Annotated in this window: 23 protein-coding genes; 5 read left to right on the plus strand and 18 right to left on the minus strand. The window is 38.1% G+C overall.

Features of this window, described 5'->3' with window-relative positions:
- Position 1 precedes the first annotated feature (1 nt).
- The 14 genes from HYG79_RS07745 to HYG79_RS07810 form a co-directional block, all read right to left on the minus strand.
- Positions 2 to 490, minus strand: a complete 489-nt coding sequence (locus tag HYG79_RS07745) for a hypothetical protein (RefSeq protein ID WP_179241531.1) — start codon at positions 488 to 490, stop codon at positions 2 to 4.
- A gap of 287 nt (positions 491 to 777) precedes the next feature.
- Positions 778 to 2148, minus strand: a complete 1371-nt coding sequence (locus HYG79_RS07750; RefSeq protein WP_179241532.1) for an MATE family efflux transporter — start codon at positions 2146 to 2148, stop codon at positions 778 to 780.
- Entirely contained in the window at positions 2145 to 3086 is a 942-nt protein-coding gene (locus tag HYG79_RS07755; protein WP_179241533.1) for a phosphoglycerate dehydrogenase, read from the minus strand. The genes HYG79_RS07750 and HYG79_RS07755 overlap by 4 nt, the downstream gene beginning before the upstream one ends.
- Complete coding sequence (locus HYG79_RS07760) at positions 3086 to 3745, minus strand: HAD family hydrolase (RefSeq protein ID WP_179241534.1); 660 nt, start codon at positions 3743 to 3745, stop codon at positions 3086 to 3088. Before HYG79_RS07760 ends, HYG79_RS07755 begins: the two co-directional genes overlap by 1 nt.
- 20 nt (positions 3746 to 3765) lie before the next feature.
- Positions 3766 to 4644 (minus strand): NAD-dependent epimerase/dehydratase family protein, encoded by an 879-nt coding sequence (locus HYG79_RS07765; RefSeq protein WP_179241535.1) that lies wholly within the window; start codon positions 4642 to 4644, stop codon positions 3766 to 3768.
- Positions 4641 to 5432, minus strand: a complete 792-nt coding sequence (locus tag HYG79_RS07770; protein ID WP_179241536.1) for an HpcH/HpaI aldolase family protein — start codon at positions 5430 to 5432, stop codon at positions 4641 to 4643. The genes HYG79_RS07765 and HYG79_RS07770 overlap by 4 nt, the downstream gene beginning before the upstream one ends.
- 9 nt (positions 5433 to 5441) lie before the next feature.
- Entirely contained in the window at positions 5442 to 5876 is a 435-nt protein-coding gene (locus tag HYG79_RS07775; protein WP_179241537.1) for a YhcH/YjgK/YiaL family protein, read from the minus strand.
- Positions 5873 to 6541: an acylneuraminate cytidylyltransferase family protein gene (locus HYG79_RS07780; protein ID WP_179241538.1), complete on the minus strand. Its 669-nt coding sequence runs from the start codon at positions 6539 to 6541 to the stop codon at positions 5873 to 5875. Before HYG79_RS07780 ends, HYG79_RS07775 begins: the two co-directional genes overlap by 4 nt.
- Positions 6542 to 6606: 65 nt before the next feature.
- A complete protein-coding gene (gene rfbD, locus HYG79_RS07785; RefSeq protein ID WP_179241539.1) occupies positions 6607 to 7380 on the minus strand; it encodes a dTDP-4-dehydrorhamnose reductase in 774 nt (257 codons plus the stop codon).
- 1 nt (position 7381) lies between these two features.
- Positions 7382 to 7921, minus strand: coding sequence for a dTDP-4-dehydrorhamnose 3,5-epimerase (gene rfbC, locus HYG79_RS07790; protein ID WP_179241540.1), 540 nt, complete (start codon positions 7919 to 7921; stop codon positions 7382 to 7384).
- Positions 7922 to 8779, minus strand: coding sequence for a glucose-1-phosphate thymidylyltransferase RfbA (gene rfbA / locus HYG79_RS07795; protein ID WP_179241541.1), 858 nt, complete (start codon positions 8777 to 8779; stop codon positions 7922 to 7924).
- Positions 8776 to 9774 (minus strand): dTDP-glucose 4,6-dehydratase, encoded by a 999-nt coding sequence (gene rfbB, locus HYG79_RS07800; protein ID WP_179241542.1) that lies wholly within the window; start codon positions 9772 to 9774, stop codon positions 8776 to 8778. The genes rfbA and rfbB overlap by 4 nt, the downstream gene beginning before the upstream one ends.
- Before the next feature lies 1 nt (position 9775).
- Entirely contained in the window at positions 9776 to 10762 is a 987-nt protein-coding gene (locus HYG79_RS07805; protein ID WP_179241543.1) for a hypothetical protein, read from the minus strand.
- Between the two features lie 2 nt (positions 10763 to 10764).
- The gene (locus HYG79_RS07810) at positions 10765 to 12450 is read right to left on the minus strand and encodes a DUF6909 family protein (protein ID WP_179241544.1); all 1686 of its coding nucleotides are present in this window, start codon (positions 12448 to 12450) and stop codon (positions 10765 to 10767) included.
- 133 nt (positions 12451 to 12583) lie between these two features.
- On the opposite strand from HYG79_RS07810, the gene HYG79_RS07815 reads away from it, so the two are divergent.
- Positions 12584 to 13858: a glycerophosphodiester phosphodiesterase family protein gene (locus tag HYG79_RS07815; RefSeq protein ID WP_179241545.1), complete on the plus strand. Its 1275-nt coding sequence runs from the start codon at positions 12584 to 12586 to the stop codon at positions 13856 to 13858.
- Positions 13859 to 13860: 2 nt separating this feature from the next.
- On the opposite strand, the gene HYG79_RS07820 is transcribed toward HYG79_RS07815, so the two are convergent.
- Together HYG79_RS07820 and HYG79_RS07825 are read right to left on the minus strand one after the other, a co-directional pair.
- Entirely contained in the window at positions 13861 to 15363 is a 1503-nt protein-coding gene (locus HYG79_RS07820) for a GH3 auxin-responsive promoter family protein (protein WP_179241546.1), read from the minus strand.
- A 4-nt stretch (positions 15364 to 15367) separates the two neighbouring features.
- Positions 15368 to 16237, minus strand: coding sequence for a M23 family metallopeptidase (locus HYG79_RS07825; RefSeq protein ID WP_179241547.1), 870 nt, complete (start codon positions 16235 to 16237; stop codon positions 15368 to 15370).
- Positions 16238 to 16384: 147 nt separating this feature from the next.
- Between HYG79_RS07825 and tatA the strand changes: the two genes are divergently transcribed.
- The 4 genes from tatA to HYG79_RS18220 all read left to right on the plus strand — a co-directional run bounded on the left by tatA (position 16385) and on the right by HYG79_RS18220 (position 20437).
- Positions 16385 to 16570 (plus strand): twin-arginine translocase TatA/TatE family subunit, encoded by a 186-nt coding sequence (gene tatA / locus HYG79_RS07830; protein ID WP_179241548.1) that lies wholly within the window; start codon positions 16385 to 16387, stop codon positions 16568 to 16570.
- 289 nt (positions 16571 to 16859) lie between these two features.
- Positions 16860 to 19322 carry an OmpA family protein gene (locus HYG79_RS07835; protein WP_179241549.1) on the plus strand — a complete coding sequence of 821 codons (2463 nt, stop codon included), beginning with the start codon at positions 16860 to 16862 and terminating at the stop codon, positions 19320 to 19322.
- 521 nt (positions 19323 to 19843) lie between these two features.
- Positions 19844 to 20014 carry a DUF6747 family protein gene (locus tag HYG79_RS07840; protein ID WP_179241550.1) on the plus strand — a complete coding sequence of 57 codons (171 nt, stop codon included), beginning with the start codon at positions 19844 to 19846 and terminating at the stop codon, positions 20012 to 20014.
- Positions 20015 to 20266: 252 nt separating this feature from the next.
- Positions 20267 to 20437: a DUF6747 family protein gene (locus tag HYG79_RS18220; RefSeq protein WP_317168497.1), complete on the plus strand. Its 171-nt coding sequence runs from the start codon at positions 20267 to 20269 to the stop codon at positions 20435 to 20437.
- Positions 20438 to 20625: 188 nt separating this feature from the next.
- Here HYG79_RS18220 and HYG79_RS07845 read toward each other — a convergent pair whose 3' ends face one another.
- Positions 20626 to 21624 carry a DUF4837 family protein gene (locus tag HYG79_RS07845; protein ID WP_179241551.1) on the minus strand — a complete coding sequence of 333 codons (999 nt, stop codon included), beginning with the start codon at positions 21622 to 21624 and terminating at the stop codon, positions 20626 to 20628.
- A gap of 10 nt (positions 21625 to 21634) precedes the next feature.
- Positions 21635 to 23269, minus strand: coding sequence for a LysM peptidoglycan-binding domain-containing protein (locus HYG79_RS07850; RefSeq protein WP_179241552.1), 1635 nt, complete (start codon positions 23267 to 23269; stop codon positions 21635 to 21637).
- Between the last annotated feature and the right edge of the window lie 101 nt (positions 23270 to 23370).

Raw genomic sequence — 23370 nt, forward strand, 5'->3', positions numbered from 1 at the left:
ATCATGTATTAAGAACTAAGTTTTTTAATTCCTTCTCTATTAATTTCATCCCTTTGGCGGACAAATGTATATTGTCACAGGTATATTCATGTACTTCTTCGAGGCTTAATTTTGTAAGGTCTATACATTTGACCTCGGGACCTAGGGCCTTCTTCAACAAAATACTTTTCTCGTTTACAATATTAATGTTGGCAGGCCTGTCACGACCATAGTTGCCGCGCCAATTTAAATCTACCGGGTTGCAAGTTATCCAAATTAATCCTGGGATAGTGTTGAAATGGGAAGCGATTTTTGGTATGGCCTTTTTTGACAAGATGGCAGCGGTATGTTCTTTCATGTACATTGTAGGATGCATTTCCAACTGTATTATCTCTTTGTAGAAACCTTCTCCAAAACAAGAAATTATTTTCTTTTTTTTGAGTTTCAAAATTTCACCTATGGTAGATTTTGGCCTTGGAGAAAAATCTACCACACCAATATGGGCAATCACATTTGCGTATTTTCGGTACTTATAGCTTTGGTATTTATATAAAAAATCAAAAATTGTAGTGTGCTTTTGCGGGCAAATGAATACATCGCACCTGTAGTTTTTTATGAAATAAAGTAAGTAAGAAGAAAAAGGGCTTTTTCTATTATTAATCTTACTTATCTCAAAGCCCCTAGAATCGGTAAAAATAAACAACGAAGTTTTGGAGCGGTTTTTTATTTTGTAGAATTCAATGAAAAAAAATGTTCTAATATTGAATAGAACATACAGCACTTGTCTTACTCTTTTCTTTACCAAACCGCTATAACTAAAATAATTAAACAAATTACCGACACAATTATAATCTTTTTCATATAATTCCTGACATAATCCCAAAAATTAACTTTCATAAGCCGCAAAGACCTTTCCATCATTACTTTTAAAGGAAAAAAAACAGATCCAGTATAGGCCAATGGAATTGCGTAAAGGCCAAAGATATTTATCAGCCCAAATGTTAGCCCTATAAAGCTGATAGACAAAAATAAATATTGTTTGTAATGCTCAATGTCATTGGAAAACATGATTATTTGTGAATGCATGGCAGTGAACCGTTCCAAAATAAGCATCAGAAGCAAAAATACCATGAGCGGTATCGGGATAAAGGTCGTTTTAGCGTTGATTAAAGATAGCGCAAAATCGGCTGTTACACTTAATGCCGTAATTCCAAGGATTAACAGTACTATGGAAAATTCCAATTTTGAATATGCTTTTTTAGCAGTATACAAAACATCCCCTTGTTTGTACTTTTTGATGAACTCAGGCAAATATGCATAAAACGGAGGCCAAGAAAACTCGTTGACAAATTGAATAATTCTCATGGAGAACAGATAAGATGCGATGATTTCAACCCCGAAAAAATTGGGTATCATTATATTTATCAGATTATTCGCCCCATTGGATGAAAAGGATATCAAGGCAGATTTCCAAGTAGGGCGCCAATATTCAAGTAAAATCTCTTTGTCGAAAGAAAATCGAAAAATATTGAACTTAAAATTTACAATGCTCCTTAAAAGAAAAACATTCTTTATACTGTTGACCACATTGAATAATTGATTGGTCAAAACAACGATATAAAACGGCAAATCCATCCAGATGGCTATAATGGTAGCAACACCGGACACAAAATAAAGAATAGCATTCCAATTATTGAACAATGAGATTTGGTTTAGTCCTTTAATAAAAGCATCGTTCTTTTTTAAAAAGAAATTGATAGGCATTATCAATGCTAAAATCAGAAAAGCGGTAAAGCCGTGCGTTATATTATTTTCTTGGACGACCTCGTTTACCGATAAAAATCCTATGGCGACAAAAAATCCCATGACGAATAGCACCAAAATTGCAAACACGGTGTTCATAGAACCGTAAAGCAACTGAAAACTTTTAGAAAAATGGTTTGGATCTTTGTTTGCGGCACTGTAGGCCGTAAAGCGAATTATCGTAGATGAAAATCCAATATCAAAAAGGTGGGCAAACCCTTGAATACTGGTAAATAGATACCACAACGCAATTTCACCAACACTAAATTTTTTTACGATCAATGTGGTCAGAACCAACAACACGATCATTTTGGACCCTGTAAAAATCCAACTTGTAAACATTGGATTGCGAAAGATATTTTTCATAAATCTTTTCCAGCAAGCTTCAATAAATTAGTTACAGCCATAATACCTTGCCTTTCTACACTTTGAAAGGTTCTTGAGCCTACATGGGGCGTAATGATAATATTTTCCACCCCTTTCAGAACCTCGTCGGCCAACATGGGCTCGTGCGCCAGAACATCAGTTAAATAACCTCTAATCCTTTCTGCTTTAAGAGCTTTGATAATTACCTTGCTATCTACCAATTTACCTCTTGAGGTATTGATTAATATGGGGTTTCTTTTTAATTTTTCAAAGACAACCTCTTCGTTAATCATGTGCTTTGATTCGCTTGTGTGCGGCAAGTGAAGACTAATGATCTCTGCTTGGCTATAGATTTCATCTAAATTGGATACAAAACTTACATAGTCATGAGCCTTTAGGAAATCTTTATCCTTAAAAATATCAAAAGCCAATACTTTCATACCCAAAGCGTTGGATTTTTTCGCCAATTCTCTGCCCACTGCGCCCAATCCCACAATCCCTATTGTCCTACCATGTATCTCTTGGCCGACCCAGCGTTTCCAACTACCATTTTGTGTGGAATTATGTTGTACATGTATATTTTTTTCGAATGTGAACAACAGTGCCAAGACGTGTTCTGATACTGATATCTGATTTACTCCAGGACAATTTGTTACTGGTATTCCAAGTTTTTCCGCAGCATTTAAATCAATTCTATCAAGCCCTACGCCATATTTTGAAATGTATCTAAGCCTACCTTCAAACCCTTTTTCGAGCACCTTTTCGGTATATTCGTCATCTCCACAAATTATTGCATCATAATTTCCTACGATAGGCAATAGCTCATCTTCCAATAATGGCCCTCTCAGCATATCTAATTCATATCCTTGGGCCTTTAGAAGATCTTGATGCTTTCCGGGAGTGTCCTGAAAAGATGTTGAAGTGAGCAATACTTTCATTAGTATAACAATTTTTGTTCTATGAGTAACTTTTCAAGTTGTTTGAAGTCTTCAAATTCAAGCCCGTCGTAGTCTTTGAAAAGTTCTCTGTTCTCCTTGTTACGCCGAAGCGCGAAATGAAGTTTCGAGAATTTTGCAGCATCCATATCTGTAGTTGCATCACCCAAAAACAGGGTCTCGGTTCTGTCTAGATTATATGTTCTCAATAAGTACTCTGACCAATGGATTTTATTCTCCGGGGACCCGTGAAGTCCTTCAAAAAAACAATCTATTTTTCTAGCTTTAGCTATTTTTTCTATTTCAGCGGTCGGCGTACCTGTAATGACCCAAAACCTAAGTGTCTTATTGTATTTTTTTAAAAACCATAATGATTCCGAAACCGCTTCGGAATCTATTACTTTTTGCAATACCAATTCAGAAAACCTATCCGCCATTTGTTTTAGTTCAGTTTTGCTCAGGTCCTTACCGAAAAACTGTTTTTCCCAATATCTAAATTTCTCATATCTGGAAACACCTCCGTTTTCTATATGATACTCAACTACCTTATTGGCGATATCTTTACCGTAAGACAGGTACATTTCTTTGAATGCAATGGTTTTGGCGCTCACCGACTCTGCTAAAACCCCATCAAAATCAAAAAAAATATTTTTTATCGCCATGGCTGGGGTTTTAAACACTACTATTTATTCTTGTGTACGGCTCTTATACATTCCAACAGACCCTGCCCCATATCAATATGGGGATTAGCTGTCAATTTTTTGCTTACACTGGGCTCAAAGGAATACGGTGTGAACTTATAGTGGTTTTGGTAACCTGTATCCTGGCAATTTACAACTACCTCCCCGTTCAGTATTTCCTTTATCATCTGGAACAGTTCCGATCGCTTCATACGTTCTGTACCTGTAAGGATTACGTGCAGATTTAAAAACAAATCAGACTCTATTACATCTACGGACAGTTTTGCAGCATCTGCAGCATGTATGTACTCCCGAATTTCATTGCCATCTCCATGATGGTTTATTTTTTTTTCAAGTACGGCTTCTTTGACCAAGTTATAAATATAATTGTTGTCATAGGCTCTTTCGGAATACACGGATCCGTACCTTAAAATCACAAAAGGTAAATCATATTTTTTATGGTACTGCTCAATTATCTTTTCAGAGGCTAGCTTACTGATTCCGTAAAAAGAACCTTTATTGCTCATTGCATAGGCGCTACTGGCATACACAAACTTCTTTATTTTATGCTTTATACATTGTTCCAGAATATACATATTGCCGATTACGTTCAAGTTCATCGTTTTTACAGGGAACTTGATAGCGTTGTCCAAATTGGCAAAACCTGCCAAATTATAAACGATATCAAAAATTTCTTTTTTAAAAACAGCTTTTACCTGTGCTTCATCAGAAATATCGCAATGTGTATAATCAACTTGGTCCTTTAGCTCTTTTTCTTCAGAAATATCCGCTACAGAAACGTTAAAACCTCTCTTTAAAAGCTCTTTGACCAAATAGTGTCCTAAAAAACCAAAGCCTCCAAAAACCAGTACATTTTTCATTCCTTGATATTAGATTTTAAAAGTTCCATTTGTTCTCTAGCCTTATCTCCCAAAAAGAAAAAATCCAAACTAAAGGCCAAGAAGTTATAATGCATATCCAACTTATCCACAACCTTTTTATAATCTGATTCGATAACATGGAAACCTAAGTTTTTGGATTTTTCCAATGTAATCTTATCTATTCTTGCAAGAACCTCCTTCACATCATCGTCATAAAACATTCCAGGTTTTCCCATAGATGCCGAAAGATCATAGGGGCCTACAATGATGCCGTCAATACCTTCAACATCCAAAATTTCCGCTAAGTTGTTTACCCCTTCTATATGCTCTATTTGAGCTATTACAACAGATTCATCCTGAACCCACTTATTATACTCGGTAAAAGCGATACCGTAATGCTGTGCTCTAGAAAGGCCCACACCCCTGGTGCCATGTGGTGGATATTTTACCCAAGAAACGGCTTGCTTTGCCTCTTCCGCATTCTTGACCATGGGCACTATAATGCCATTTGCACCAGCATCCATTACGCGTTTTATTATTACTTCTTCATTCTTGCTGACCCTTACCAGGGCTTCCATTTGATTCGCCTGTACATGGCCAACCAAGTTTTGTAAAGTAGCGATGTCTATAGCGGAATGTTCCAAATCTACGGTAAGCCATTCAAAACCTGCTGATGACATTATCTCGATTACGGATTGGTGTGGTATGGTCAACCACGACCCTAATGATAATTCTCTTTTTTTGAGCTTTTCTTTTAAATTGCTTTTAGTGTGCAAAAAGTTTTTCATCTATTTTAATTACAATTTTTTAATAGTTTCGGTAGTACCATCTAATGCATGTTGACATCCGTGAATGTCTTGTGGAAAGAAAACAGCCATTTTACCTGGCATTAAGCGTAAATCTAAATTTGATTTCTTTGCGCCCTTGTAAAATTCACAATCAGTTTTGCTATCATATGGCGATATTATCTCTACCTCGGAATTATCGTATATGCTAATACCTTCTCCCCCTTCTAATACTATCTGTTTATCAACTTCTCTTATGTGCGATTCAATAATTGTCGGGTCGATCTTTGTTTCATAACTCATTACTTTATAATAGCAAGAATCGTTTATGCTGTACTCTCCGTTTGGCGTATTCACAGAAATTTCTGAAAGGGTATCAAATACTTCTCTAAATATACCTGTGGTGTTAAAATACTTCTCCCAATTATCAATATCGTCATATATCATCGCAGTATTTTGTAAAGAGATTCGGCCATTATAAAATCATGCAGTTCATCAATGTCGATAGCTTCTATTTTATCGATTTCGAACATTAGAGCGTTCTTACCAATGCGTTTACCTCCAGAGTTTTTAAAAGATTCTTTGGAAAAGATATACATATTAGAATTTTCTTCATAAATGGGAGGAAGGTCTTGCGTTCGTATAAGTTTTACGGGGTCGTGGTTTAAGGGTGTTCCGTCACAACCATATAGCCTGGTTTGCATTCTTGTTACTGAAAAGATTGAGTCAAATTTCTCCTTTCTTTTCAACATTGTTTCTATGGCATTATCAATAGTTTCTGTTCTTAACAGCGGATTGGTACTATGGGTCTGTATGTAGTAATCAGAATCTATTTGGTTGATATCATATTCGATGACCTTGTTCATTGATACGTGGTCTCCGATAATTTCTTTGGGTCGGTCTATGACAATCACCCTCTCATCATAATTATTGGCAATATCGTTACTGATATTTTTACTATCCGTATTAATGACAACGTTATCTATATGCTTTGAAGCTAACAGACTGTTTAAAATTTTATGGTACAGCGGCGACCCGCTAAAAATCTTTAGGTTTTTATTAGGAACTCTTTCAGAGTTTCCTTTCATTGGCAATAATGCTGTTATTTTCATTTGAATTTATTTCTTCTTTAGTTGTTATCTTTATTCAAAGTTAAAAGATATATCTTACTTAGATTTCATGTTAGCCTGCTATTTCTAGGTCTTTTTATGTTTGTATTACATACAATGGCCCTAAAAAGTTCGACTTTTCCTGTTAACTGTTTGTCTAATAGGATTTTTTTTGCAAAGTCATACCAGGTCATCGCATGCCCATCAGTAAAATGATGCACCCCATACTCCATTTCGTTCTCATTTATTGTTTCGAGGATATGTTTCGCCAAATGATTTGCATTTGTAGGGCACCCAGTCTGAGCGTCCGTAACGTACAATATCTTTTCTGATATAGCTTTGTCCAAAATAGTTTTATAAAAATTTCTACCGAATTCTGAATATAACCATGAAGTACGAATAATCAAGTGTTTTTTTAAAATTTCCTGAATATATAATTCTCCCTGAAGTTTGGACTTACCATATTCGTTGATTGGGTTTGTGGCGTCTTCAACACTGTACGGTTCTTCTTTTTCGCCGTCAAAAACATAATCTGTTGAAATATGAATTAGTGTAGTTTTATATTTATTGCATGCAAGTGCTATGTTTTTGGCCCCTTCTGCATTCACCTTAAAGGCCATATCGGGTGTTTTTTCTGCTTGCTCTACGTTAGTGTATGCGGCACAATTAACACAGAAATGAAATTTTTTCTTTGTAAAAAGGGTATCGACCTCAACAGCGTTTGTAATATCCAATTGTTTGGAATCTTTGAATATGAATTCTAAATTAGCATAATATTCAGATATTTTCTGAATACACTGCCCCAATTGACCGTTAGCTCCTGTAACCAATACTTTTTTCATATTATAATTCAGAAAATTTAGGAAGCTTTAAATCCTTATCAGAGAGTATTAGATCCTTGTCTGGAAATTCCCAATCGATACTCAAGCTTTTATCATTATAAACGATACCACTTTCGGCTTCAGGATGATAATAATTATCACATTTATAAGCAAGGACCACTCTATCGGATAATGCCAAAAACCCATGCGCCATACCTTTTGGTATAAAAAGTATTTTTTTATTCCAGCCCGATAAATTTATTTTAAAATGTTCTGAATAAGTAGGGCTGTCGGTTCGCATATCGACTACTACATCCAAAACTTCTCCATCTATCACCCTTATCAGCTTGGCCTGGGCCGCTTTTCCTTTTTGAAAATGCAACCCCCTCAAAACTCCTTTTTTTGAGATGGATTGATTGTCCTGAACAAAATCTATTGTATGGCCTAAAGCATTTTCCAGTTCATTTTTTTTGAACGATTCAAAAAAAACACCTCTTTCGTCTTCAATTACATGTGGCTCAAAAATATAACAGCCTTTTAGAACAGTTTCGGTAATCTTCATTTAGTTCAATTGCATTAAATATTCGCCATAACCGCTTTTTAAAAGGGGTGTGGCCAGTTTATGAAGTTGTGCCTTTGAAATATAGTTCATTTTATAGGCGGCTTCCTCAATAGAGCCTATTTTTAACCCTTGACGTTCTTCTATCACTTGTACAAACTGTGATGCCTGCATCAAGGACGTAAATGTTCCCGTATCCAACCAAGCGATTCCTTTGTCTAGTATACTGACTTTTAGTTCTCCCTTCTCCAAATACTTTCGATTTAAGTCGGTGATCTCTAGCTCTCCCCTGGAACTAGGCTTTATCTTTTTGGCCATCTTCACTACGTGATTATCATAAAAATAGATACCAGGTACAGCGTAGTTGGATTTTGGGTCTTCAGGTTTTTCTTCTATCGAAATTACATTGCCTTCGGCATCAAAATCAACGACTCCGTATCTTTTTGGATCGTTTACATGGTATCCGTAGATTATGCCGCCCTTTGGGTCATTGTTTGACTGTAATAAGTTGGACAGGCCAGAACCGTAAAAAATATTATCTCCAAGTATTAATGCCACTTTATCTCGCCCTATGAATTTTTCTCCAATAATGAAGGCCTCGGCCAGGCCGTTTGGGTGGTCTTGAATAGCATAATTGAAATCACATCCCAATTGAGAACCATTGCCCAATAAATTTTTGAACATAGCTTCGTCTGAAGAAGTAGTAATTATCAATATTTCACGTATGCCAGCCAATATTAAGGTGGACAATGGGTAATATATCATAGGTTTGTCGTAGATAGGCATTAGCTGTTTGCTTATAGCCATTGTTAATGGGTACAAACGAGTACCCGAACCCCCTGCCAATATAATTCCCTTCATACGGTATTTTTTTTGTATTTAGACAAATACCATTTTATGGTTTTCTGCAGACCTGTATCAAAACTCTCTACTGCCCTCCAATGTAGTTCTTGACCTATCTTTGACGCATCGATAGCATATCTGTGGTCATGCCCTTTTCTGTCTTCCACAAAGGCTATTTGATCTTTGTAACTACCTTTGGCCTTCGGTAAAAGCTCATCCAAAATAGAACATATTTTCTCCGCGATACTTAGATTTGTCGATTCATTATTACCGCCGATCAAATAAGTCTCGCCCGGCCTACCTTTTTTAAACACAGTATCGATTCCTTTGCAGTGGTCCAATACATAAAGCCAGTCCCGAACATTGGTTCCTTTACCGTATATAGGGATTGTACTCCCTTGCAAGGCCGTCCTGATTATCGTAGGTATTAATTTTTCATCATGCTGTTTAGGGCCGTAATTGTTGGAACAATTGGTGGTAATCGTATTAAGTTTGAAAGTATGGTAATAACTCCTCACTAAAAAATCAGAAGCTGCTTTGGATGCGCTATATGGACTATTGGGCGCATAGGGAGTTTTTTCATTGAAAAACCCTGAATCTCCAAGACTACCGTAAACTTCGTCTGTAGATATATGATGAAAACGATTGCTCTGATTATTTTCTCCCCAGTGTTTTCTTGCGGCCTCCAATAGAGTATACGTGCCCTCGATATTTGTTTTTATGAAACTATCAGGGTTTGAAATGGATTTATCTACGTGCGACTCTGCCGCAAAATGTATCACAGAATCGATTTTGTGTGTTGTGAAAATAGAATCAATAAGGGTTTGGTTACAAATATCTCCCTGTACGAACCGATATCGGTTGGTTTGAGATACTTCATCAAGATTGTTCAAATCTCCTGCATACGTTAATTTGTCCAAATTAATGACTGTGGTATTCGGATTTTTGTCTAGAAAATAAGGTATAAAATTACTGCCTATAAAACCAGCACCCCCTGTAACAAGCGTTGTCATGTTATTGTATTTCGGCTGCTTTTTTGTTTAAATACTTTAGAAATGAAAAAACAAAGAAAATACCTAAAAGAACAAGGGGAATCAACACCAGGCTTTTCCCAAAAAAAGACTTTTGTACTTGTTGCGGCTTTCCGAAGTTTATTACCTTGATTGCATCGGTATTTTCCTGTAGGTCCATTTTTTTGAGCTCGATATCCCGTATCAAACTATTCTTTAGATTAAAAAGCCCAGTAATATCCATTTGTTCTTGATTGTCCAGAACAATGCGTTCACTGCCCGTTAACCTATCTTCTTGTGCCATTTTTTTGGAATAGTTGGCCACAAGCTCATCTACTTGTTTTAAAAGCGTTTTGTTTTCCTCTATCCTGTTTTCGGCATTGCTTCTGAATGTTTTTACAAGCCCATCAAAATAATCGTTGGTATTTATATATTCGATGATTTTCTCGGCAAACCTTTGACCCTTGTCGGCATCTTTGTAGAAAAAGGTTATTCTATGGTTAAAAGAGCTTTTGTTCTCCAGTTCGGCCCGTACGATATCAGAAATCGCATCGGTCTTTTCAAAACTCTGCAATAGCTCCAGGTACTTTAAGTCACTTTCAGAACTCTTGCTGCCTTCAACCCTACCGATTTCTATTTCAAGGCCTTCGAGGTTCTCCAAATTGACTCCGATACTTTTAAAAAAATCGATGTTTTTAGCCTTTAAGTTGGCCTGAATCTCATTAACAACGTCATACAGATAGTTTTTACTTTCCATATTGGGTTTCACGATCACTTCGGTTTTTAATCGTTTGGTTCTAATTTGATTTAAGCCATAACCCAATGCCGCACCAATAATCAAAAGTCCTAAAAGAATGAATATTCTTTTCTTCAAGTAGAGGAAAACCCGTAGAAAACCTATGAATATTTTATTGAGCCCCTTTCCTATCATTTGGAACAACTGCCCCAAATCTATTTCATCAGAATTGTTTTGTGGTTGTTTATCTGCCATGGCTATGAATCGAATATTTGTTCCAAAATTTTATAGGTTATCAAATATGTGGGTTTTACACCTGTTGTTCCCAAACCTCCAGAAGCTAAAGTACTCCCTGTTTTCAGAGGGTTATCGGAAGCGTAATAGGCATATCTAACTTTCACGTCTTTACTGATGCTCCTTCTTATTTTTGAAGCGGATTGTATCGCTTTTTGATAATGCACGCCTTCCATCTCTAACCCGATGACATTCCAGGTTGATTTATGGAAAAACTTCAATATATCCTTGTTCTGCAATGATGTTCCCAAAACCGTGACCATGGTACCCTCCAATACTTTTAATCCGTTTCCTTCAAAATCTTTGGCACACAGTTCATTTTCAAAGGGATAATTATCCGCAGTGCCCTCGAATATATGTGCAGTGGGAATCATCAAGTCCCCCTTGCCACCTTCAAGAATGCCGGCTTTACCCATAATTGAAATAGAAGCGATATTCATAAAGGATTTGACTTCTTTCCCTTTTTTGAACGGTTTTAAAAACTCATCAATGGTTTCATAGGCCTGTTCCCCAAAAGCATAATCCATGACAAAGATAATAGGTTTTTCCGCATCGGGCACATCATCTTTAAAGGTATAGCAACAGGCCCCGTTCCCAAACTTGGCCGTATCAAAAATTTGAATATCTATATTAGTACCTGAAATATCGTCAATAGGAATCATCCCGTTTTTCTTGGCCGATTCAATAACCTTATCTCTAAGCGCTGTATTTTCAGAGGAACTCAGGGCTTCATAAATTTTTAGCGAATCGTTCTCCGGAAACTCTTTCTTTAGTGCTTTTTTGGCGAACAAAGAATTCATTACACTATGCATATTGGCGCTTATGATATGAATGGGCCTTTCCAATAACTTTTCTTTCTCCAAGGTTTCCTTTATGGTATTGGCCCATCTTTCCCCATGAATATGGTGGCCCAAACGCTCACGCAGCATGGCACTGAAGGTGATGACCCTTTTGTTGCCGGTCGTTTCTTCCTCTATGGCCAATTTACCGAGCCAATAGATGATTTTTAAAAACCGTTCCGGATTTTCCTTTGTGGATAAAACGGAATGTATACCCATTATTTCCTGAAAAGGCCTACCCAAAATATTGGCGGCATGTATCAAGGCGACTTCTCTTTCCTGCTGGGTAAGCTCTTCTTTTTTGGCAGCGTTTTCCAATTTGGTCCAATCGCGGATAGTATCCCCTGAATCCTCGATCAATACTTTTTTGCAGATTTTATGGGATTCGATATACAAAAAGGTAAGGTGCGTTAAAATATCGTAAATATCCGATCGCCCCCGCGTGATTTCTATGTTCATCTGCTCATCGTCGATACGATAGCAGTTTCTCCTTCGTTTTGGTGGAACAATGGGCTTAAAATGGGATTTCCCATAGCCCTCGTCGGAAGTAAGATTGATATACCTACATTCTTCGATACCTTTTGGCAGGCGGTCAAGAACATAGATCAATCCGTTAAGCTCCGCTTTTTCCTCGGCGACCGATCCATAAATCTCTGGGCGCAATTGTAACAGGGCATTTCGCAAACTTTCGCCCGATACCCCCGTAGGTTTGTAGAACCCACGGTTAAACAAATGTCGCATGGTAATGTATAAACGCTCAATGGCATTGGTAGATTCTTGCGCGCGTGTAGTGTATGATGTCTTGCTCATAAAAAATCTTCGGACAAAGTTACGATTTAATGTATAACTTTTCTTTATTCGACACCTCCAATTTAGAAATTCGGTCGCTATACTAATCCTTTAAAAATCACGTTTATATCCCAACATTATCAATCATATCGCAATGAGATATTCAAGTGCAGTTAAAATAATCTTCGGGTTTTTCTTAAGTTTTTTGACATTACAATATGCCGATGCCCATACGCCATCACTATCTTCATATTTAATGGATGCCGATGGTGTCGTAGAATTAAAGAGCAACAGCTTTAATGCAAAAAAAAGAAGCAGCTTTACCGTAAATGGAATTACCGAGCATATTGGTAGGGGGCTGACCATCATATGCTTCAAGCCAGGGAAAAAATACGAGTTCAAGACTTTTGATACCTATTCGAGCCCCGAGGCTTCCCAAGAGTTTGTAACGGTATTGACCGAAATAAAAAGTGATGGAGCCATATACGCCATTTTGGCCCACGATTCGGCATCCAAAAGCCTGGCCACGTTCTCACAAAAGCTCAAAAAAATAGGCTTTCCCGTTTTGAGCGGCCTGCAGAACAGACAGGCTTATATAGCACATAACATTCAAGGGCAGCTAATTGAAAAAATAGATGGCCTTTCTGTAACGCTCGATACCGAAATACCCGAAAACGTCTCGGTCACCAAAGAATATTTTCCTAAAATAAAATATGAGTTCGAGCCAAGTAATGACCGCTTTATTGCCCATGCGGGCGGAGAGATAAACGGGGTAAAGTCTACCAACTCCCTGCAGGCCCTGAACGAAAATTACAAAAAAGGCTTCCGTTTTTTTGAGTTGGATATCGTAGAGACGAAAGATGGTAAATTGGTCGCCGCACATGACTGGAAGATGTGGGCGCGATTCACCGATTATAAAGGTGAGCTACCGCCAACCCTCTCAGAGTTTAAAAAACATAAAATTTACGGTGATTACACTACTCTGGACTTTAAAGGGATAAACGATTGGTTCGCTGCTCACCCCGATGCCACACTAATTACCGATAAAGTTAACGACCCCATAAAATTCGCAAACAATTTTGTGGACAAGAGCAGGCTTGTTATGGAGCTGTTTAGCCTTATGGCTTTAGAGGAGGCCTCCAAAAACGGTGTTAATGCCATGATTTCCCAAGAGCCTCTACAAAAAATAAAAGGCGATAAATTGGAATATCTCAACATAAACAACATAAAATACGTTGCACTTTCGCGAAGAATCATAGAAAGTAACACAAAATTACTGCTTCAATTACGGGATAACGGAATTAAAGTATATGTCTACAACGTTAACTTTGACCCTGGAAAAGATGAAGCTTATGTGTTGGAGAACGAAATAGGCCTTGTGTATGGTATGTATGCCGATAAATGGGTCTTTGATAGTAAGAATCCATAACGCTATGCCTCTGCTTTGAAGGTCGATAATGCGTCGGCTACTTTTCTGTCGTTAGACAAACGTTGTACTTTGTTCTGGCCGCCCAATTTACCGATAGATTTCATGTATTCCCGAAAACCTTCCGGCCGTATAGCGGTAATTTTTAAGGTCTGAAGTATCTTACCATCGATCAAATCAAAATAATAACTATTCTGTTTTTGGAGTGATTGGTCCAATACTTGAATGAATTTCAACATATCGGTCGGCTCCCTTTCAAATTCCACTAACCACTCGTGATAGGGCAATTCCCCGTTCTCGGGGGTGATCTGTGGGGCAACGGTAAATTCGTTGACACGGGCATCGGTCATTGAAATGGCATCTTGCATCGCCTGTTCCACTTCTTTGGCTATCACATGCTCCCCAAAGGCAGAGATAAAATGTTTTATTCTGCCGGAAACAATGATCTTATATGGTTTCACCGAAATAAACTGAATGGTATCTCCTAGATTGTACGCCCAGAGTCCTGCATCGGTAGAGATAATCATTACGTAATTTACATTAACCTCAACATCCTTGAGGGTAATGCGCTTGGGGTTCTCCTCAAAAAACTCGTCTGCCTTTACGAACTCATAAAAAATCCCCGAGTCCAATAATAAAAGCATGCCTTTTTCGGTCTGGGAGTTTTGATAGCCGAAAAAGCCTTCGCTTGCCGGGAAAAGTTCTATACTATCTACTTTTCTGCCGATCAGGTTCTCAAACTTCGCTCTATACGGCTCATAATTTACACCCCCATAAATAAAAAGCTGAAAGTTTTGGAACAGTTTGCCTACCTTTTTGTTCGTTTTTTCATTTAGTTTCTCAAAATACATTTGTACCCAAGAGGGTATACCGGCGATAACGGTCATGTTTTCTTTTACCGTCTCCTCGACAATGGCGTTGACCTTGGTTTCCCAATCTTCTATGCAGTTGGTCTCCCAACTGGGCAAACGGTTTTTTTGTAGATAATTGGGCACATAATGTGCGGATATTCCAGAAAGTCTTCCTACTTGTATTCCGTTTTTCTCGGTCATCTCTGGACTGCCCTGTAAAAAAATCATCTTGCCATCTACGAAATCGGCATTGCCCGTTTCGTGAATGTACGTGAGAATGGCATTGCGTGATGCGTTGACTTGATTTTTAATGGACTCCTTGGTTATGGGTATGTATTTCGCTCCCGAAGTAGTTCCCGAAGTTTTAGCAAAATAGAGGGGTTTTCCTGGCCACAATATATCTGACTCGCCCTCGACCACCTTTTCAACATAGGGCTTTAGGGCCTCGTAATCACGTATGGGAACTTTTTTTACAAAATCGGAATGGGATTGTATATCCAAGAAACCATGGTCTTTGCCAAAAAGTGTGTTTTGGGCATTAGACATCAGGTGTTGAAATGTTCTCTCTTGTGTTTCAATTGGGGCGTTGACCCATTTAGAGGTTTTTTTGACTACGTTTTTGGCGAATATTTTGGCGGCAAATGATTTTAGGGACATAGGCTTATTTAAAATCGATATAATCGAGCGGGTTTACGGGTGTCCCATTGCTCCAAAGTTCAAAATGCAAATGAGGTCCAGTGGTCAGCTCGCCTGTATTTCCAACAGATGCGATAACCTCTCCGGCTCGCACAATATCGCCTTGGTATTTGTTTAGGGAACCATTGTGCTTGTATACTGAAAGCAGACCGTCTTTATGTTCTATCATGAGTACGTAACCGGTATCGGCCGTCCACTCTGCGAAGACCACGGTACCATTGGCCACAGCCTTTACAGGAGTGTCTTTTGCAGCCACAACATCTACGGCGTAATGTTTTTCCTTGCTATCGTATTCTTGGGAAATTGAACCACTGACCGGAGGAAAGAGTAAGAGATTTATGTTATCAACATCACTTTTGAATAAATTGTATTTATCCTCCAACTCTACCTGTGCCCTAAGAATGGAATCTTCTCGTATTGGTGTCAGGTCAACCGTTGAAGGGTCTATCTTAAACTGCTCAAAGAGCGAATCACGGTTCATTTCGTTGTTGGCGACATCACCCCTCAGAACCATTCTTACATTTTCTAAATACCTGTTGGTATAATTTAGGACGTTTACCAAAGAGTCGGTTTTGTACGTGAGCTCGGTCGCCTGTCTTTTCAATTTTGTAGAGGAGTATCCTGGAATATATTCGCGTAACGGGGTAAAGGCAATCAGCAATATGGTAAGGCCAATGAGCCCAACAATCAATAAAGAGCCTGTAACAAAAACATTTAATCGGCTCAATTTAAAGGATATTTTTTCCTCAAAAGTATCTTCATTAAGTATTACCAAGCGATACTTATGTAAGAGCTTTTTTCTGATTTCCTTTCGTTTTTTGTTTTTTGGGGCCATCGTAAACAAATATAGGGTTACAATTTAAAATATACGAACATTATCTATTTTCGGGTTTTTATACTTAAATACCTTTCTTATCGTTTGTATTAACAGTATGCTTACAACTTTTTTAGTACATTTGTCATTCATTTAATGAAATTTAATATGATATCATCAGCAATATTTTTAGCAATTGGGCCGTGGCAAATCGCAGTAGTCGTAGTATTGGTTCTGTTGTTGTTCGGCGGAAAGAAAATTCCTGAACTTATGAGAGGTCTGGGTAGTGGTATTAAAGAGTTTAAGGATGCATCCAAGGACGATGAAAAATTAGAGGAGAAAAAAGAAGAATAGCTTAGTTTTTTACTATTGAACTTATTCCGTTAATCTAGTATTAACGGAATTTTTTTATCCAAAAACAAGATAATACCTATTGGTTTATTTTGATGTTTCTCTGTTATTTACATCATATACAATACGATAACATGGGTTTACACGACAAAAAACCATGGTTTCACAACAAATAATGACCAAAAAGCACCATAAGCACTACTTTCATCGTTATTGTGTGCGCGTATACATCAACCAATTTGTTTTTATCTTTTCAGAGAGTTACGCCTAACAAACCAACCCGTCAACGGTTATGAAACATATCATTTCATTTTTTATTTTTTTATTGTGTTTAGGTGTTACGGCACAGAAAGCACCTGAGAGTTCCTATGCCAACTTTGAACCTAAACAGGCACTTCTTGAAAACGTTTCTCTCGCAACAATAAAAGAAAAAAAATCTATCCGTACAGTTAAAGATGCCAAAAGTATTTTTAAGGAAAACAATATCACCAATAGGTCAATAAGAAATATCAATGGCGTTGAAGATGGTTATTATGTTGTTTGCGGCACCCATAAGCAAACCGAAAACCTAAAGAAGACCACAAAAAAATTAGAGAGAAAAGGGTTTGACGTAGGCACCATTTTTAATCCTGAAAACAAATTAAACTACGTTTATTTAAATCGGTATTCGACCGTACAGGAGGTTATTGGCGCTCATAATACAAATTTTGATGGTAAGTACACCGGAAAAACATGGGTTCTCATCATTGACCGCTCTCTAAATGAAACAAGCAATCTATCTAGCTATTCCCATACCGAAATGGTGGCCAAAAACGACCTATCTGGCCCCATAACGGACTCTCTTGAAAATGGCAAGAAAAAGGGTAATCTTATTACACGTGCCGACGGTTATTTTAATAAAATGTGGTATGCTGAAGCTGCACTTCTTTACGAAGAAGCCTTAAAAGACAAGAAAAACCATAGTTTTAAGATTTTACAGAAAGCGGGCGATGCACATTATTTCAATACCAATATGGAAAGGGCTTACTATTGGTATGACCAACTTTACAGTAATCATGGCCAAGACATGTCAGCCGACAATTTATTCAAGTATGCACATTCTTTAAAAGGTACGGGTAAATATAGCCGTGCCAAAAGATTGATGCGGCTCTACAACAAAAAGATAAAAGCCGAGCACAGCGATGTGGCATCGCAACGCAACTACGATTCAAAGGAAAAGGTTTTGGACAAAATTTTGACTACGGATAAAAAATTCGATATCAAAAATTTACGGATTAATACAAAATATTCTGATTTTTCCCCTGCTTTTCACAATGATGATGAAGTTGTATTTGCTTCTGCCAAAGATTCTTCCTTTTTTAATACCAGACGGTATAAATGGAACGACCAACCCTACTTGGACCTTTATGTTTCAAAGATAAACGAGGAATCGAACGAACTTCGCAATGCCACCAAGTTCTCTAAAAAAATAAACACTAAATACCACGAGGCTACCGCTACATTCTCACCGGACAACAAGACCATGTACTTCACGAGAAACAACTTCGGCAAAAAACTGAAGCGCGACAAAAACGGCATAAACCATTTAAAAATATACAAATCCAATAAAATCGACGACGAATGGACGGAAGCTGTCGAAGTAGATTTTAATAGTGATGATTATTCGACCGGGCACCCGGCTTTGAGCCCCGACGGCAAGAAGCTGTATTTTGTTTCCGATATGCCGGGCAGTATAGGGCAAACCGATATTTTCGTGGTTGATGTACTTGAAAATGGCAGTTTTTCAGAGCCAAGAAATCTTGGACCGGAAATTAACACCAAGCACAAAGAAATGTTTCCGTTCATAAACAACAAAAAGCTCTATTTTTCTTCCAACGGCCACGTGGGCCTTGGAGGTTTGGATGTTTATGAGGCTATACTAAATGAAGAAAACGGCTTTTCAAAAGTAAAGAACGTCGGGCAACCGATCAACAGTAAAAAAGATGACTTCTCCTATATCGTAAATGAGGAAACCCAAAAAGGTTTCTTTGCCTCTAATCGTAGAGGGGGCAAAGGCGATGATGATATTTACTCCTTTGAACGTCTGATCGTTGAGGAAATCAATGAAAATGCTATTTCAGGTGTGGTAACCGAACTGGTCACCGGGGATGTAATGCCCGAAGCCCTAGTTGTATTATTGGATGAAAACAATATAAAACTCAAGGAAGTTACCGCTGGCGATGATGGTAGTTTTGTCTTTGAGGATTTGGAAAGCAATACCAAATATATCTTAAAAACCGTCAAAGGAGAGTATTTCGAAGAGGTTAGGGAGGTTTCCACAAAAGATAATGAAATGGTCAACGCTGACATATCCTTGAAAAAACTCAAAGAACTCATCGCTATTGAGGATGGTATTAAAAAGTTGAAGACCGATATGATTTACTTTGACTTTGATAGATCCCATATAAGAACCGATGCGGCGGAAGAACTCGATAAGTTGGTCGAAGTCATGAACGAATACGAGGATATGGTAATCAAAATTGAATCCCACACCGATTCTAGAGGTTCAAAATCGTACAATAAGTATTTATCCGACAAAAGGGCGAAGTCCTCAAGAGATTATCTTATCTCAAAAGGAATATCGGAAGACCGTATAGAGAGTGCTATTGGTTATGGTGAGGAAAAATTACTGAATGAATGTGATGGCAGTATCAGGTGCACGCGTCAAAAGCACAAGCGCAATAGGCGTTCGGAATTCATTATCGTAAAAATGTAATCGTATATAACATTAAGTCCATTTATAACCGGGCGCCGTGCTATATAAAGTGCGGCGCCTTTTGTTTTTAAAAATTTACACGTGATTACATGCAATACAACCGCTTTCGTAGGCCAAAAAACTACTGACGCCCCATCTTTGCCATATATAACTTTGGTCTATGCCATAAAAAGGCGTAAGCACTTACGCTCATATGGTTTTAAAGGTTTATATGAGTTTGGCCATGTAATTGTTCTCGGTAGCTCTCTGGCAGCAGAAGTACTGTTTTTCGCCTCTCTACATCAATTAAAATATATAGAATAAGCACCTGTAACTAATTTTACCGGATTGGCAGGGCACGATTGTGACCATTATCCAAAAACAATACGTATCCGGATTTAACGATTGCAATTCATCAAAATATTGATTTCACAACTTTAACCCCTTATTTCACAACAAACTAACGCTCACCACATACGTTTGTTGACTATTTGCTGTTATATAGAAAACAATTTGAATAACATCCCAAAAATCCCAATATCATGAAAAACCTCCTACTTATCAAAAACATTTATTTAGAGGCATTTAAAAACTTAGGCAACGCCATTGTAAAGAACTATTTCAAGGTCTTCTCATGGTTTTGTTTTGTCAGCTTTTTAATAGTACTGTACGCATTCATTTTTAGGCTTGCTACAGGGTTTGCCTTTGATTGATATTAACCAACCAGCTTAAACCTATGAAACGCCTTTACGGGCGTTTTTTTGTTCTCAAATATGGGGTGCGTATACTTTGAATGCCTGTTCAGAACTATGGTACATGCCGGTCATCGAATAAAAAAGTAATTCACGGAGATATAAAAATATTTCTTTTTTACATCCTACAATTTGCCCGTTTTATCCATTTTATTTAGCCCTTTGGGGATAAGAAGTCACATTTGCCATAATTATTAATCATAAGTTAGGTATATGGGGAAATTATTACTTTTTAAGGAGATTTATTTAGAAGCGTTTAGAAATTTGGGACACTACATCGTAACCAATTATTTTAAGGCTTTTTCTTGGTTTTGTTTTGCTTTGATCGCAATCACATTTTACGCTTTTGTGTTTAGGCTATCTACGGGATTTGCTTTTGATTGAGCAAAACGCAAACAAAAAAGCCCCAGATGGGGCTTTTTTACACTATTGTACAATTGGTTGTTTATTTTGATGATATATGGTTTTGGGGAACCAGAAAAAATGCTTGCCCTTGATTCAAGTTTATACGTTCCAATCATGAAATATACTCGACTTGATAGCGTTTCATTAGAATGTGAAACGGGGCTTTGCTATTTTTTATCGACCAATTCTGCTGTCTTCAAAATAGCTTCAAGTTCAAACATGTAATCCCGCTTTTCAGTTGCCGGGGCAAACGTAAAACCTTCCAACACTATTTTTCTATTGTTCTGTGTATCATTTAGGATATAGGTGATAAAAGGCCCGGCCATGGGGTAGTTTTCCATTTCCCAAATACCGCGTACCTCAGCACCCTTCATACCCGCAATTTCTGCCGGAAAAACATAGGGGGCGAATGCCTTTTCAGTGACCATGTAGGTTACTTTATCTTTTACGTCGGGGCCGGGAATATATTTTTTCCCTATTGAATCCCTTAATTTTACAATATCTTTTACAAATGTAGAATCGTTCGTAAAACTATCTTGGGGCAGTTCGTAGGCAATAATATTCATACTGCCTTTTTGTATCTGCCTATCGATCCAAACAAAGTTGTCTTCTTGCTTTCCTACTTTATATACCGATGGTAAGTCCAGGGCAACCCCAAACTTATCCTTGAGTACGGTTTCTTTACTTAAAGATCTTTTGAACCTGTTTTGGGTTTCGTTAATCTCCAAAACTTTAAAGGCACTTACCATTTCGGCAGCTTTTTTGTCCAAATTAGTAATCAATCCTTCTATACTACTCGCTTTGATTACACCTACTTTTTGGGGCCGTGCATACACATCGCTTTTAATATGGGCCACGTTGACCGAGTCCAACTGAACCAAAAGTACCGATCGTGTATTCCGCACCATGCCTTCGAAAACCTGCGGCGGCAGATGGGTTATGGTAAATTGGGGTTCGTCCCATATAAGTGCGGGAACCGATGCGGCAAAATACTCCCTAACCTTATCGCCAACGGGGCCTTCCCATAGGCTGTTTTCCATGACTACGGCAACGGAGTTGATAGGGCCTATGGATTCTGGCTGGTAATTTTTGTTCTTTTCTTCCTTACAGGAAAAAAGTACAAGTGAAAAAAGGAAAGTGGTTCCAAGGTTTTTCAAGAATTTCATTTGTTACAGTTTATGATGAACAATCACACAGTTTTAATTTTGTGCCTGGTTTTAGATTGTTACCACTAATACCGTTCCACTTTCTCAAATTATCGATACTAATTCCAGGATATTTTCTGGAAATGGTCCAAAGGGAGTCTCCGCTTTGTACCGTGTGTATCTTGGATTTATCCGAAGGCAGCTTGACCGCTACCTTGGTGGTTGGTTTTTTTGTGTTGGGACTGCCTACGGGTTTCTTTGGGAAAATGGTCAAACGCTGGCCTACTCTTAGATTATTGCTTCGCATTCCGTTCCACCTTTTTATTTGACTTACGCCAACACCGTAACGTTCCGCAATTTTGCCCAAGTAATCTCCACTGCGCACTTTATATCTTATCCTATCCTTAGCTACGACCAATTGGGGCAATACCTTTTCTTTGTCCTTGAGTTCCTTTTTCACATGGGCATATATGGCCTCTTCATTGGCCACAAATTTGCCCATTTCGGAAATGGGTAATCTTAACGTGTAGTTCTTCCCTTCTACGTAGGGTATAATGTTTAGTTTGTAGGAAGGGTTCATCAGCTCTATCGTTTCGACGGAAATCCCTGTCAATTCGGAAATTTGGTCAAAAGTAATCATGTGCTTCACATGAATAGTGTCCGTTTCAAAGTAGGGTCTTTTCGCTTTTTTGATTTTGATATCGTGCTCATCCGCATACTCCATCAAGTACATGGTAGCCAAAAAAGCCGGTACATAACCAGCGGTTTCCCGAGGAAGGTTATTTCTGATATTCCAATAGTTTCGATAGCCGCCGGAGCGTCGTATCGCCTTGTTCACATTTCCCGGTCCAGAATTGTAGGCGGCCAACGCCAAATCCCAATCATCATAGATGCTATACAATCTTTTCAAATAAATACAGGCGGCTTCGGTAGATTTTATTGGGTCACTGCGTTCATCCACATAACTGCTGACCTCTAGTTTGAGTTCGCGCCCCGTGCCGTACATAAATTGCCATAGGCCCGTTGCACCTACCCGTGACCTTGCTTTCGGATTTAAGGCGGATTCTACAATGGATAGGTATTTGATTTCTTGTGGAACATCATGCTTGTCTAGCTGCTCTTCAAATAAAGGAAAATAAAACTGGCTGGCCGTTAGCATTTTCTCCATCAAACCCCTTCTGCGGGTAAGGAATGATTTGATAACGTTCTCCAAGGACGGATTGTACTCTATGTTCAGCGGGGTTTTTTCGTTGAGCCTGTTCAAACGTGCTTTTAAGGTATCGGTAGGGAGATTGTGCTCATACGTTTTGTCAATATCCAAATTGGAAATATCATCGTACATGTTCTCGTACATCACTGCAGTTTCCGATAGTTGATTCAACCAGATACTATCATACCTTGCTGCGTCAAGCTGGTCTTGTAGTTGAAACCCTTTTTTGGTCTTGGATAAAGCCGAAACACTATTGTCTTTTACAGCGCTCGGAACCAGTTCAAGGTCAGTTTGCTCCATTCCAGTCGTTTTCATGGCCAAAGAGTCCAAGGGCACGGCTTCGACCTCTAAAACTTTTACCGTATTTTTTGGAATGGAGTCTTTTTGCTGTGCCACAGCGAAAAAAACCGTAACCAACATTAAACCAATAAAACAAAATTTTCTAAACGTATACATACAGCCAATATTAGGGTACGGGGCGAACGAAAATCGTGTTTTTTTCTGAAATTATAAAATTTTCGATTGAAAACTACGCGAAAAACCGTAGGTACCGTTAA

Origin of the sequence: Costertonia aggregata (genome assembly GCF_013402795.1) — a bacterium.
GTDB lineage: Bacteria > Bacteroidota > Bacteroidia > Flavobacteriales > Flavobacteriaceae > Costertonia > Costertonia aggregata.